This window comes from Pseudomonas fluorescens group sp. PF-69, from assembly GCF_054481235.1.
In genome coordinates this window covers 6158585-6170355 of sequence record NZ_JBTMNC010000001.1, presented here as the reverse complement: position 1 = coordinate 6170355, position 11771 = coordinate 6158585, and the positions used below count along the sequence as shown (strand labels likewise).

Genomic DNA, 11771 nt, shown 5'->3' with positions numbered 1-11771 from the left:
GTTCTTTAACGGGAGAGTCGCTCGATGATCAGCGCGATCCCCTGGCCGACGCCGATACACATGGTGCACAGGGCATAGCGGCCACTCCGTTCCTCAAGCTCATGCAGGGCGGTGGTCACCAGGCGCGCGCCGCTCATGCCCAGTGGATGGCCGAGGGCAATCGCGCCACCGTTGGGGTTGACCCGTGGATCAGTGTCGCTCAAGCCCAGTTCGCGCAGCACCGCCAGGCCTTGTGCGGCAAACGCTTCGTTGAGTTCGATCACGCCCATGTCCGCCAGGCTCAGGTTGGCCAGTTCCAGCACCTTGCGCGTCGCTGGCACTGGGCCGATGCCCATGATGCGTGGCTCGACCCCGGCGGTGGCCATCGCCACCACCCGGCCACGGGCGGTCAGGCCGTGACGCTTGGCGACTTCCGGGCTGGCCAGCAGCAGCGCGCAGGCACCGTCGTTGACCCCGGAAGCGTTGCCGGCGGTGATGCTGCCGCCTTCGCGGAACGGCGTGCCGAGTTTGGCCAGCTGTTCGAGGGTGGTGTCGCCGCGCGGGTGTTCGTCCTGCTCGACCACTTTGGCCGGGCCTTTGCGCTGGGGGATTTCTACCGCGACGATTTCCCTGGCCAGGCGGCCATTGGCCTGGGCGGCAGCGGCACGTTGCTGGCTGCGCAGGGCGAAGGCGTCCTGGTCGGCCCGGGAGATGTTGAACTGTTCGGCCACGTTCTCTGCGGTTTCCGGCATGGAGTCGATGTCGAAGGTCTTTTTCATCAACGGATTGACGAAGCGCCAGCCGATGGTGGTATCGAAAATCTCGGCCTGACGGGAAAACGCCTGCTCGGCCTTGCCCATCACCAGCGGTGCGCGGGACATCGATTCGACGCCGCCGACCAGCATCAACCCGGCCTCGCCGCTGCGAATGGCGCGCGCCGCCGTGCCGACCGCATCCAGCCCGGAACCGCACAGGCGGTTGAGGGTGGTGCCGGGCACGCTGACCGGCAACCCGGCCAACAGCGCCGACATGCGCGCGACGTTGCGGTTGTCTTCGCCGGCCTGGTTGGCGCAGCCGTAGATCACGTCATCGACGCTGCTCCAGTCCACTTGCGGGTGACGGCGCAGCAGTTCGCGCAGCGGCACCGCGCCGAGGTCGTCGGCGCGCACGCTGCTCAAGACTCCGGCGTAGCGGCCGATTGGGGTCCGTACCGCATCGATGATCAGGGCGTCATTCATTCGGGTTCTCCTGCGTCAGCACCGGGCCGCGCACTTTGTAGGATTTGCCATGGAACAGGGCGATCAACTGGCCCTGCTGGTTTTCAATGCGTACGTCGTAGTTGCCGGTGCGACCCGAGCGGCTCTGCTCGGTGCAATCGGCGTTCAACGTGTCGCCCAGGCGCGCCGGGGCGATGTAGTCGATGCTGCAACCGATGGCCACGGTGGCTTCGTTGTAGCTGTTGCAGGCAAAGGCGAACGCCGAGTCGGCGAGGGCGAACAGGTAACCGCCGTGGCAGGTGCCGTGGCCCTGGAGCATGTCGGCGCGCACGGTCATGCCCACCCGGGCGCAACCGGGGCCGGCGGACAGCAGGCGCATGCCCATGGCCTGGCTGGCGCTATCACGCTGGAACAGGGCCTGGGCGCAATCGCTGGCCAGGGTCATGGCTTCGTGATTAGTCATGGAAATTTCTCCCTTCGGCGACCCGACGGCGCAACAGCAGCGACGGGCGATAGCGTTCTTCGCCGTAGGCGGCTTGCAGGTTGTCGAGCACGGTAACGATGTGTGCCAGGCCAATGGCATCGGCCCAGGCCAGCGGCCCTTGCGGGTAATTGACCCCGGCACGCATGGCCAGATCGATGTCGGCGGCCGAGGCCACGCCTTGCAGCAGGGCATCGGCGGCTTCGTTGGCGAGCATCGCCACCGTGCGTAGGACCGCCAGTGCCGGGCTGTCGCTGAGCAGGCTGACCTTGAAACCGGCCCGTTGCAGCAGCGCGACGCCCTGTTCGAGGGCCCGTGGATCGATGCCCGCCGCGCAGCTGATGGCGATGCGTTGGGCCTTGCTGTAATCGAGGGTCAGATCCAGCAGGATCAGGTTGCGCAGTCCGTCTTCCCGAGCGCGCTGACAAGCCATGCGCCCGTCGCTCAAGGCGAGCACGGCGTCACCGACCCGCAGCAGGCCCTGGCCATCACGCTGGATGATCTCGACGCCTTGTTCATGCAAACGCGCCAGCAAACCCTGGGCAATGCCAAGGTCGCCTTCAGCAGCGCAAACCTCGACCGTTGCTTCGCTGCTGATTTGAGCGGCTTGCGGACGTTCGGCGCCTGGGGCGTAGCTGTAGAAACCCTGGCCGCTTTTGCGTCCCAGGCGTCCGCCGTCCACCAGTTCTTTCTGGATCAGTGAAGGCAGGAAGCGGGTGTCCTGGTAATAGGCGTCGAACACCGAGCAGGTCACGGCATAGTTGACGTCGTGGCCGATCAGGTCGGTCAGCTCGAACGCACCCATGGCAAAACCGCCGGCCTCGCGCATCAATGCATCCAGAGTCGGGCAATCGGCGGCGCCTTCCTGCAACAGGCGCAGGCTCTCGGCGTAGAACGGCCGGGCCACGCGGTTGACGATGAAGCCCGGCGTGGAACGGGTGTGCACCGGTTTTTTGCCCCAGGCTTTGGCGGTGTCGTACAGGCACTCGGCCAGGGTTGGATCGCTGGCCAGGCCGGAGACGATTTCCACCAGCGCCATGACCGGCGCCGGGTTGAAGAAGTGCAGGCCGAGCAGGCGATTCGGGTGATCAAGTTGCGCGGCGATGCTGGTGATCGACAGCGACGAAGTGTTGCTGGCCAGAATGCAGTGTTCGCCGCAAATGCCTTCCAGCTGGCGGAACAGCGCGCGTTTGACCTCTAGGTTCTCGACGATGGCCTCGATGATCAGCTCGCAATCGGCCAGCGCTTCAATGGCTTCTACCGCGTGCAGACGGGCAATCGTGGCGCTGCGGGATTCGGCCGAGAGTTTGCCGTTCTCGACCCGTTTACCCAGTTGCCGGTCGATGCCTTCGATGGCCTGGGCGGCGGCGCCGGGGCGGTTGTCCAGCAGCAGCACCGGGTGACCGGCCTGTGCCGCAACCTGGGCAATCCCGGCGCCCATGGCGCCGGCACCGATCACCGCGATGCGTGCGTTGACGTTCAGTGCGGTCATGGCTCAGCGTCCCTTGAAGCTTGGGGTGCGTTTTTCCATGAAGGCACTGACGCCTTCGCGATAGTCCTCGCTGCGCCCGGCCAGGCGTTGCAGGTCGCGCTCCAGTTCGAGTTGTTCGTCGAAGCTGTTGCTCAGGCTGGCGTTGAGGCTGCGCTTGATCAGGGCCAGACCGTAGGTCGGTTGCGTGGCCAGGTGTTGCGCGAGTTTCAGCGCTTCGTCGCGCAGTTCGGCGTCGTCCACGCAGCGGTAGATCAGCCCCCATTGCTCGGCCTGTTCGGCGCTCAGGCGATTGCCGAGCAGGGCGAGGGCCTTGGCGCGGGCCATGCCGACCAGGCGCGGCAGGGTCCAGGTACCGCCGGAATCGGGGATCAGGCCGATCTTGCAGAACGCCTGGATGAAGCTGGCCGAACGTGCCGCCAGCACCAGGTCGCAGGCCAGCGGAATGTTGGCGCCGGCGCCGGCCGCCACACCATTGACCGCGCAGATCACCGGCATCGGCAGGTCGCGCAGTTGGCGGATCAGCGGGTTGTAGAACTTCTCGATGGATTCGCCCAGGTCCGGCACGGCGCTGCCTGGTGCGACATTGCGGTCGCTGAGGTCTTGTCCGGCACAGAAGCCACGACCTTCGCCAGTCAGCAGCAGCACGCGCACGTCCGGGTTCTGCCGCACTTGCTTGAGCGCTTCCTTCACTTCGCCGTGCATCTGCGTGTTGAAGCTGTTGAGCTGGTCCGGGCGATTGAGGCTGAGCAGGGCAACGCCGGCCTCGATGGAAAACAGAATGTGTTCGAAGTTCATGGTCTTGGCGCTCTCTGAGAGATCGTTCTTTTTAAAACGGGGCGGGGTGATCACTGGCCGGTGAAGGTCGGCGTGCGTTTTTCCTGGAAGGCGGCAATGCCTTCCTCGCGGTCGCGGGTGCCGGCCAGCACGGTGAAGGCATGGCGCTCGAAGCGCAGGCCGGTGGCCAGGTCGGTGTCCATGGCCTTGAGCAGCGCTTCCTTGGCCAGGCGCACCGCCAGCGGGGCTTTGCCGGCAATGCTGCGGGCGATTTGCAGGGCGCGTTCGACGGTGAATTCCGGTTGCGTCACTTCGCTGACCAGCCCGGCGCGCTGGGCCTGGCGCGCATCAATCGGCTCGCCGGTCAGGACCATCTGCATGGCCATGGATTTGCCGACGGCACGCAGCAGGCGTTGGGTGCCACCGGCGCCGGGCATGATCCCGAGGTTGATTTCCGGCTGACCGAAGCGCGCGTCCTCACCGGCAATGATGATGTCGGCGTGCATCGCGAGTTCGCAGCCACCGCCGAGGGCGAAGCCATTGACGGCGGCGATCAGGGGTTTGCTGAAGCGGGTGATCGCTTGCCACGAAGCCTGGCGCGGGTCGTCGAGGATGCCGAGCAGGTCGCGTTCGGCCATTTCCTTGATGTCGGCGCCAGCGGCGAAGGCCTTGCGGCTACCGGTGAGGACCACGGCGCGGGTCTCGGGATCGGCTTGTGCGGCGCTCAGTTCGTCGGCCAGTTCACCCAGCAATTGGGTGGTCAGGGCGTTCAGGGCTTGCGGGCGCTGCAGGGTAATCAGGCGGACGCCGGGCTCGATCAGTTCGACGGCAAGGGTTAGAGGCATGGCGGATGCCCTCACGGTGCACGCTCGGCGGTGATGCCGGCTTGTTATTGGATCGGTCACAGGAACCGGTTTTGCCCGAGTATACCTACAACGTGATACGTAAATGCAATACAAAAGTAGATTTAATGTGTCCTTTTGTCGTTGCTTCAGTCATTGCGTGCCTGCCGGAAGTGGGCGCTGATATGCCTGAATGTTCCGATTTTATTGGCTGCTAATCCCGTCGTTGCGGTGGGTGAGTGGCGGCGTTGACCGGCCTTTTCAAGTGATACGGTTTTTTGTCTTTGTGCCGGTAAAAGCGATGTGATACAAAATGAGTCACTATTTGCATCGCTTTGTGAAGGAACCTGCCATGACCTGCTACAGCCTTGATGGCCTGACCCCGGTGGTTGACCCCACTGCCTATGTGCATCCGTCTGCCGTGCTGATCGGTGATGTGATCGTCGGTCCTCATTGCTACGTCGGGCCGCTCGCGAGCCTGCGTGGCGACTTTGGCCGGATCGTCCTGGAGGAAGGCGCCAATCTGCAGGACACCTGCGTGATGCACGGTTTTCCCGACAGTGACACGGTGGTAGAGCGCAACGGCCACATCGGCCACGGTGCCGTGCTGCATGGTTGCCGGATCGGCGCCGACGCACTGGTGGGCATGAATGCGGTGGTGATGGACAACGCGCACATCGGCCCGCGTTCATTCGTCTCGGCGGCAGCATTCGTCAAGGCCGGTTTCGCATGCCCCGAGCAGTCGCTGGTGATGGGCGCCCCGGCCAGCATCAAGCGCAGCCTCAGCGATCAGGAAGTGGCGTGGAAACAGGCAGGCACCCGCGAGTATCAGCAATTGGCCCAACATTGCCTGGAACAGATGCAGGTCTGCGAACCGCTGAGCGAGCCGGAGCCGGATCGCCCGCGCATCAGCGACAGTGGTCTGCGGCCAAAGGGCAGTACGTTGTGAACACGGTCCCTTGCAGGAGCGAGCCTGCTCGCGATGGTGTGTCAGTCGACGCCAGGCTAGCTGACCCAACATCGCGAGCAGGCTCGCTCCCACAAGGGGGTGCGATTAACCCACAGACATTCGGTATATTCCTTTTCTTTTTTCGCTCGGTACGCCCATGTCGTCCCTGACACCTTTGAATCACTTGATTACCCGCTTCCAGGAGCAGACGCCGATCCGCGCCAGCTCCTTGATCATCACGTTGTACGGCGATGCCATTGAGCCCCACGGCGGGACGGTGTGGCTGGGCAGCCTGATTCAGTTGCTCGAACCGATCGGCATTAATGAACGGCTGATCCGCACGTCGATTTTCCGCCTGACCAAGGAAGGCTGGCTGACCGCCGAAAAAGTCGGGCGTCGCAGTTACTACAGCCTGACCGGCACCGGTCGCCGGCGTTTCGACAAGGCGTTCAAACGGGTCTACAGCACCAGCATGCCGGCCTGGGATGGTTCCTGGTGCCTGGTGATGCTGTCGCAGCTGACCCAGGACAAGCGCAAACAGGTGCGCGAAGAGCTGGAGTGGCAAGGTTTTGGTGCGATTTCGCCGGTTGTCCTGGCCTGCCCGCGCAGCGACCGTTCCGATGTCAACGCGACGCTGCTCGATCTCGGCGCCCAGGAAGACACCATCGTCTTCGAAACCACCGCCCAGGACGTACTCGCCTCCAAGGCCCTGCGTCTGCAAGTGCGCGAGAGCTGGAACATCGAGGAACTGGCAACGCACTACAGCGAATTCATTCAGCTGTTCCGGCCGCTCTGGCAGGCGCTTCGCGAGCAGGAAAACCTGCAACCGTCCGACTGCTTCCTGGCGCGGATCCTGCTTATTCATGAGTACCGCAAATTGCTGCTGCGCGACCCGCAACTGCCGGACGAGTTGTTGCCCGGCGATTGGGAAGGCCGTGCGGCCCGGCAGTTGTGCCGCAACATTTACCGTTTGATCTATGCCAAGGCCGAGGAATGGCTGAACAGTGCACTGGAAACCGCCGACGGCCCATTGCCGGATGTGGGTGAAAGTTTTTATCGACGGTTTGGCGGGTTGAAGTAACCCGTCGCCGTTCAGGGAGAGTCGCTGTTCAGGAGAACCTGTGTTTTGACGTAGACAATAAAAATAAGCCTGCGTGAGGCCTGACATGATTTCTACAATTGCACAGCGCCAGGATGGGTTCGATCAGTGGATCCATCAGATCAATCAGATCTGTGGCGCCTTCAATGCACAACCGCTGGGCGCGGGGTTTACCGGGCAGATCCGGGAATACCGCAGCGATGCCCTCAAGCTCAGCTTCGTCGATGCCTGTCAGGCGCGCCTGTACCGCACGCCGCAGGAAGTCGCGGCGGGCGAGGGCGGCAAGTACTTCGCAGTGTTCCAGCTCGATGGCTCGGCGGGCATGGCCCAGGGCGACGACAAGGTGCTGCTGTCCGCCGGCGACATCACACTGATCGATGCGTCGCGCCCAAGCGACTTCACCTACAGCGAAAACTCCCGACAGTTGTCGCTGATCTTGCCCTACCCATTGGTCGAGCAGACCCTGCGCTTCAATCAGGTCAAGTGCGGTCACCGCATCGCCGCGACATCGCCCATCGCCATGCTGTCGCACCGGTTGATCCTCGATGCCACCCGTCAGCCAAGCCTCAGCCGTCAGGAAAGCGAAGCGACCCTGGAGGCGATTGTCAGCCTGCTGCGCCCGGCGATCAGCCAGACCGACGACTGCACGGATCTGCATGAACGTACCTTCCGCAAGACCCTGAGTGTTATCGACCAGCACATCCGCTCGGAAGAGCTGTGCCCGGAATGGCTGGCGCGGGAGGTGGGCATGTCCACTCGCGGGCTGTACCGGATGTTTGCCAAGAAGGGCCTGGTGGTGGCGCGCTACATCAAGAATCGTCGCCTGGACCTGTGCGCCGAATCCCTGCGCCAATCGGGCAAGGAGCAAAAGTTGTCGGTGCTGGGCTACTCGTGGGGTTTTTCCGATTCGAGCTACTTCTCCACGGCATTCAAGTCACGCTTCGGTATTGCGCCGGGGGAGTATCGTAAACAACACGCCTGATCACGTGCACACCTGTAGGAGCGAGCCTGCTCGCGATGGACGTCAACGATAACGCGTGAATTCTGGAGAAACGCGATGTCCTTGAGTTCTTCGCGAGCAAGCCCGCTACAGGGGGGATGTACGTTATTTTGGTGCGTTGAGGTTCAACGTCGGCGTTTCATCGAAGAAGTTCCACGGCTTGAGCAGCACGTGCACCCACTCGGTCGGCATGATCGGCCACTCTTCGGCGCGGGCGATGTGGGTGGTGCCGGTGGTCAGCCACACGACGTCGTCGGTGTTTTCGATGGAGTGGTTGTCCTGGGTGAACTGCCCCAGGCCCGAGTCTTTATCCGAGCGATTCGGGTACTTGCCTTCCGGGTATTTCTCCTCCGGGTTGTATTGCGTCACCCACAGTTGCTTGTCCATGAAGCTCAGGCGGTGATACAGCCATTCGTCCTTGCCGAAGTTGGCGCCCTTGGCCACCGGGTGCGTGCCGCCGGTATACGGAATCAACTGATAGGACACCGGGTTGCCGACCTTGTTTTCCTTGCTGAAGTTGGTCAGCAGGCGAACGGTCGACGGGTCGAATTTCTGCGCCGCCTGTTGCTCGGTGCTGACCACTTTGGTTTCGGTCTGCATGGTGCTGGTGCGCGGTCCGCCACGGTCGTTGGGGGCAATCACCGGGTTCACCTCCACCAGCGAGTTGCTTTCACCGTCCACGTCCATGTCGAGGCGGAAGTTGTAGATGTGCTGGTGGGTGGTGCCGACGATGTTGTGATCGAGCAGCGTGCCGTAACGGGTGTCTTCCTTGGCGGTGTCCTCGTGCATGGTCCTGGACTTCACGCCCTTGACCGCTTCGATGCCGGTGGCGCCGGCGTCGATGCCGAGGGTGCCGTTCTGCTGGAAGACCCAGTCGAAGATGTAGTCATAGTTGCCGACGGTGCTGATCCAGCGCACCACCAGTTCCCGGCGTTCGGTACTGAGGTTGGGCTGGCCCATTTCCTGGTGTTTGTACTCGGGGCCGGCGTAGCGTTCGAACACCGCCATGGCGCGCGGGATCGCCGTCGGGGCGCCGGTGTAGTCGGCGATGGTCGCGTCCAGCAGCACGGCGTTTTCCGGGGCGTCTTTGCCGCGGGCGATCGGTGAGGTCAGGGTGCCCATGCCGTAGTCGCCCGAATCCAGGTAGGCCTTGAAATACCAGCCGACATCCGGATCGCCATACGGCACGATCATGCCGCCCAGCGAGCCCTCGTACATGATTTTGCGTTTCTTGCCCTTGTCGTCATAGGTGACGGTGGACAGGATCGGCCCGACCCGCGAGTCGAGGCGAACATGGAAGTCCCAGTTCTGCCAGTGAATGCTGTTGCCGGTGATGGTGTAGTTCTTGCCCTCGGGCTCGATGATCTCCAGCGGCTTGACCGATGTGCCCTTGCGTCCGCGTCCGTCATAGGGGGTCGGTTTCATCGGCACCGGGATAAGCGCTTCGTCTTCGATCTTGATGAGTTTCTTTTGCTCCAGATCGACAATCGCCACCAGGCCTTCGATTGGATGCGCCCAATAGTTGCCGTCATCGGTATTGAGGTAGCTGACGATTTTCAGCAGGCGCTTGTCCTGTGCCAGGCCGTCCTTGCCGTCGAAGTAGCCGACGGTCAGCGGTGTGGCCACGACCTTTTTCACATCGTTGATGCCGCGCTTGGCCAGGGCTTCTGCGTACTCCGGGCTGGTCTCGACGGCCGATTGCACCGTGGCGAAATCGTCCAGCAGCACCATGCCATGGGCGCCTTCAATCGGTTTCCAGGACTTCAGTTCCTTGCTGTCGAGATCGACCAGCGCTTCGATCACGTGCTTGCCGTCCAGCACCACGATATTGGCCTGGCGCGGCTGATCGACCTTCTGCCCGGTGTAGACGAAATTCCACACCTGATCCTTCGGCGGCTCCTTGACCGAGACCTCGGTGAAGCGGAAACCGGGTTGGTAATGCTCGGACTTCTTGACGATGTCCACCGCCGCAGTGATTTCGTCCGCGCTCAGGGGATTGAGCGGGTTAGGGCGGGTTTCGACGACAAAGGTCTTGTCCAGGCCGGACTGGAACACCTGGTTGATGAAGTCCTTGGACATGAATGCGGTCTTGCCCTTGAACACCACCGGCACCGTCAGCGCCATGGGCTTGCCGTTGAGCATGGCCACTTTGCTGTTCGGCTTGACCTTGAGGTAGACCCCGTCCTTGGCAATGGTGAACAGGTTGGAATAGTCGTCCCATTTGACCGTGGCGCCGAACTCCTCGAGGCCCGCCTGCAGCGGCACCATTTCGGCGTGACCGCCATGGGCCTGGGCATTGCCTGCCCAATAAGGCAGGCCAAGGGTGCCCAGGGTGATGGCCAGCGCGAGCCGGGCAAGCGGTTTTTTGTGTCGCAACGCAAGGGAGGTGAACATTCTGGGTTCCTTCGAAAAAGCCGGTGACAGCACACCTGTACTTTGCAACAGCCCGGCGATGGCTGCTTTTGGATTCCTGCCAAAATCCTTTGGCTCTGTGCCGCAATCAGCTTTCCCGACTGGCGGGGGCTTGGCAAGCGGATATAGCGCTTTGCCATTGCGCTGCTGCAAGTGAGCGGGGAGCGTTTGTGAACGACATGGATCAACGGCAGCTGGCGTGCCAGCGATGCTTTTCAGACCTTCAAAACCTTCCCGCCAATGGCCACCGCCACCAGCAGCACCGCCATCAAGCCAAAGGCAAAACTCAAACTGCTGCCATGGGCGATGAAGCCGATGACCGCAGGTCCGGCGAGAATCCCCGCATAACCGAGGGTGGTAATGGCCGGTACGGCGATGCTTTCCGGCATGACCGTCTGCTTGCCCACTGCGGTGTACAGCACCGGCACAATGTTCGAACAGCCTGCGCCCAGCAACGCATACCCCAGCAGTGCCGACTCCCAGCCCGGTGCGAATGTCGCCAGAAAAAGACCGGCCGCGGCCGTCAGTCCGCCGAATACAATGACCCGTGTGGCGCCAAGGCGACGCACGATCGAATCACCGGTCAATCGTCCCGCCGTCATGGTCAGGGCAAACGCCGCGTAACCCAATCCGGCATAGGCCTTGTCGATTCCACGCTCCTGGGCCAGGAACACCGCGCTCCAGTCGAGGGCTGCGCCTTCGGCGAGGAATACGATGAAACACATCACGCCGATAAACAGCACGATGCCGTGGGGCACGGCAAATGCCGGTCCCGAGCTGTCGCTGCCATAGGGCAGCAGATGCGGCGCGGCTTTGGCGAGGGCGATCAGCAGGATCACGATCACCACCAGGGTCGCGCCCAGCGGTGAAATCCCCAGGCCGAGCAGCCCGCTGACGCCGGCCGCTCCGACGATCCCGCCGAGGCTGAACAGGCCATGAAACCCCGACATCATGTTCTTGCCGCTGGCCCGTTCGACGATCACTGCTTGCAGGTTCACCGTGGAGTCCACCGTGCCGAGGCCGGCACCGAAGATGAACAACGCCGCGATCAGGGCCGGAATCGATGACACCGTTGCCAGCAGTGGCAGCGCCAGACAGATCAGCAAGGTGCCGCCGGTGGCCACTTTGCGACAGCCAAAACGCGAGGCGAGCAGTCCGGCCATGGGCATCGCCAGAATTGAGCCCACGCCCAGACACAGCAGCAACAGACCGAGGGTGCCTTCATCCAGCCCGGCCCGGGCCTTGGCATACGGCACCAGTGGCGCCCACGCGGCGATGCCGAACCCGGCGATGAAAAAGGCGATGCGCGTGGACATTTGTTCCAGTCGCCCCGGCACGAATGAGGTCTGGGTGTTGAGGTTGGTCATATCGATCCTTGGCCAAAAAACGTCGCGTTTCCAAGGGACAGTGATCCGCCTGCAAGGGTTCGATCAGTGTCCGCCAGGCTTGCGCTCAAACAGGCTGACATCCTTGCACAGCCAGAGTGTGTTTCGCGATATGTTGAGCCAGTCCAATCATTCCAGCAG

The 11771-nt window shown here is 62.7% G+C and carries 10 protein-coding genes; 3 read left to right on the top strand and 7 right to left on the bottom strand.

Annotation, left to right across the window (positions count from 1 at the left end; translation table 11 throughout):
- Positions 1–5: 5 nt before the first annotated feature.
- The 5 genes from pcaF to paaF are packed head-to-tail and all read right to left on the bottom strand — an operon-like array spanning position 6 to position 4788.
- Positions 6–1217 carry a 3-oxoadipyl-CoA thiolase gene (gene pcaF, locus ACX3YF_RS28785; protein ID WP_458974702.1) on the bottom strand — a complete coding sequence of 404 codons (1212 nt, stop codon included), beginning with the start codon at positions 1215–1217 and terminating at the stop codon, positions 6–8.
- On the bottom strand, positions 1210–1659 hold the full coding sequence (paaI, locus tag ACX3YF_RS28780; protein WP_103405841.1) for a hydroxyphenylacetyl-CoA thioesterase PaaI: 450 nt from the start codon (positions 1657–1659) through the stop codon (positions 1210–1212). Before paaI ends, pcaF begins: the two co-directional genes overlap by 8 nt.
- Complete coding sequence (gene paaH, locus ACX3YF_RS28775; protein ID WP_458945666.1) at positions 1652–3169, bottom strand: 3-hydroxyacyl-CoA dehydrogenase PaaH; 1518 nt, start codon at positions 3167–3169, stop codon at positions 1652–1654. Before paaH ends, paaI begins: the two co-directional genes overlap by 8 nt.
- Before the next feature lie 3 nt (positions 3170–3172).
- Positions 3173–3964 (bottom strand): 2-(1,2-epoxy-1,2-dihydrophenyl)acetyl-CoA isomerase PaaG, encoded by a 792-nt coding sequence (paaG, locus tag ACX3YF_RS28770; protein WP_196587035.1) that lies wholly within the window; start codon positions 3962–3964, stop codon positions 3173–3175.
- Positions 3965–4014: 50 nt separating this feature from the next.
- On the bottom strand, positions 4015–4788 hold the full coding sequence (gene paaF, locus ACX3YF_RS28765; protein ID WP_458974701.1) for a 2,3-dehydroadipyl-CoA hydratase PaaF: 774 nt from the start codon (positions 4786–4788) through the stop codon (positions 4015–4017).
- A 349-nt stretch (positions 4789–5137) separates the two neighbouring features.
- Between paaF and paaY the strand changes: the two genes are divergently transcribed.
- From paaY to feaR, 3 genes are all read left to right on the top strand, one after another.
- Positions 5138–5734: a phenylacetic acid degradation protein PaaY gene (gene paaY, locus ACX3YF_RS28760; RefSeq protein WP_458974700.1), complete on the top strand. Its 597-nt coding sequence runs from the start codon at positions 5138–5140 to the stop codon at positions 5732–5734.
- Positions 5735–5891: 157 nt separating this feature from the next.
- Positions 5892–6815 carry a phenylacetic acid degradation operon negative regulatory protein PaaX gene (paaX, locus tag ACX3YF_RS28755; RefSeq protein ID WP_103405837.1) on the top strand — a complete coding sequence of 308 codons (924 nt, stop codon included), beginning with the start codon at positions 5892–5894 and terminating at the stop codon, positions 6813–6815.
- Positions 6816–6900: 85 nt separating this feature from the next.
- The gene (gene feaR, locus ACX3YF_RS28750) at positions 6901–7815 is read left to right on the top strand and encodes a transcriptional regulator FeaR (protein ID WP_458974699.1); all 915 of its coding nucleotides are present in this window, start codon (positions 6901–6903) and stop codon (positions 7813–7815) included.
- A 123-nt stretch (positions 7816–7938) separates the two neighbouring features.
- On the opposite strand, the gene tynA is transcribed toward feaR, so the two are convergent.
- Together tynA and ACX3YF_RS28740 are read right to left on the bottom strand one after the other, a co-directional pair.
- Entirely contained in the window at positions 7939–10227 is a 2289-nt protein-coding gene (gene tynA, locus ACX3YF_RS28745) for a primary-amine oxidase (protein ID WP_458974698.1), read from the bottom strand.
- Between the two features lie 233 nt (positions 10228–10460).
- Positions 10461–11612, bottom strand: coding sequence for an MFS transporter (locus ACX3YF_RS28740; RefSeq protein WP_130209213.1), 1152 nt, complete (start codon positions 11610–11612; stop codon positions 10461–10463).
- Positions 11613–11771 lie beyond the last annotated feature (159 nt).

Bases quoted from the DNA above. Each gene is read 5' to 3' on its own strand.
- pcaF (WP_458974702.1), bottom strand. From the start codon at position 1,217: ATGAATGACGCCCTGATCATCGATGCGGTACGGACCCCAATCGGCCGC.
- paaI (WP_103405841.1), bottom strand. From the start codon at position 1,659: ATGACTAATCACGAAGCCATGACCCTGGCCAGCGATTGCGCCCAGGCC.
- paaH (WP_458945666.1), bottom strand. From the start codon at position 3,169: ATGACCGCACTGAACGTCAACGCACGCATCGCGGTGATCGGTGCCGGC.
- paaG (WP_196587035.1), bottom strand. From the start codon at position 3,964: ATGAACTTCGAACACATTCTGTTTTCCATCGAGGCCGGCGTTGCCCTG.
- paaF (WP_458974701.1), bottom strand. From the start codon at position 4,788: ATGCCTCTAACCCTTGCCGTCGAACTGATCGAGCCCGGCGTCCGCCTG.
- paaY (WP_458974700.1), top strand. From the start codon at position 5,138: ATGACCTGCTACAGCCTTGATGGCCTGACCCCGGTGGTTGACCCCACT.
- paaX (WP_103405837.1), top strand. From the start codon at position 5,892: ATGTCGTCCCTGACACCTTTGAATCACTTGATTACCCGCTTCCAGGAG.
- feaR (WP_458974699.1), top strand. From the start codon at position 6,901: ATGATTTCTACAATTGCACAGCGCCAGGATGGGTTCGATCAGTGGATC.
- tynA (WP_458974698.1), bottom strand. From the start codon at position 10,227: ATGTTCACCTCCCTTGCGTTGCGACACAAAAAACCGCTTGCCCGGCTC.
- ACX3YF_RS28740 (WP_130209213.1), bottom strand. From the start codon at position 11,612: ATGACCAACCTCAACACCCAGACCTCATTCGTGCCGGGGCGACTGGAA.